Source organism: Paenibacillus sp. JT31N11 (assembly GCF_056269285.1).
Map to the genome: position 1 here is coordinate 1 of NZ_JBWDNQ010000068.1, position 1,120 is coordinate 1,120.

At 46.2% G+C, this 1,120-nt stretch carries 1 protein-coding gene; it reads right to left on the bottom strand.

The genetic code is table 11. From position 1 onward, the window contains the following. Positions 1 to 175 precede the first annotated feature (175 nt). The coding region (locus tag AC0YNV_RS40690; RefSeq protein ID WP_475773132.1) for an FAD-dependent monooxygenase at positions 176 to 1,120 on the bottom strand (945 nt) is incomplete at its 5' end.

Sequence of the window (1,120 nt, forward strand, 5' to 3'; positions counted from 1 at the left end):
CAGGGCGTATAGCCCCCTTTGCTCTTGAACCGCCGGAACGAGAGTGCTTATTCCGCAGAATTTGTTTTTTAATTGTCAACTATATTTGAAATGATGGTTTGCGCGTTCATTGATTCTTCAGCCCTTTCCTCTTCAATCCGAATTCATCTTTAAGAAAAATCCAATTACCGTCGATTTACCTGTAATCCTTAAGTTCGATCCCGTTGGACGCTTTCTCAATCGTTTTAGTAATCATTTTAAACATGGCAGTCATCACAAAGGGTACGCGAAGCATTAAGTCTTGCATCATAATCTTAAAACTCGAGCTTGCGACCATACTTTCTGCTGCAGTGCGGCCGATTTTTTGGTTCTTCTCTACAAACACTCGCATCACTTGTTCATAAGCGGAAAATGCTTTTAGGAAATCGCCATTCGCGGATTTTAGCTCACCAGCCAATACATATGCTCCGACAAGTGCAAGGCTAGTGCCTTGCCCAGATAGCGGAGACGGGCCGTAAGCGGCATCGCCTAAAAGCGCGACACAGCCATTGGACCATGTCGGCATTTGAATTTGGCAGATTTCATCAAAGTAAAAATCATCGGCCTCCATCATTGCATGAAGCAGCCGCTGGGTATCCCAGCCATCGGCACTTCCAAATGTCTCGGCTACAAGCCGTTTTTGCGTTTCTAAATCGTGCCGGTCGTATTGCAGCGGAGCCGATTTGAAGATGAACATTCCCTTCGCTTCGGTATTTCTTCGTGCGCTATACATCCCCACCGTTTTGCCCGGTGTCGCAAAAAACTGCTGGATGCTTTTCAAGTTACGATAGTTGGCCATGGTAAAAATTGAAATATAACATCCCAGCGTTCGCTTAAATTGCGATTCATCACCGAATGTCAGCTTGCGAACATTGGAGTGAAGACCATCCGCCCCGATTACAGCATCAAATGTTTGTGGCTGGCCATAGGCAAATTGGACCCTGGCCCCCTCCTTCGTCTCTTCAATTGCAGTGATCGAATCTCCCCACCTGTAACGGATCGTATCTTTGGTCAAATTGTACAAAATATCCGTTAGATCGTCACGCATGATCTCGATGTCCAGTCCTTGTTCGTTTCCCAGACTCGCTTCGCTTATACGCCC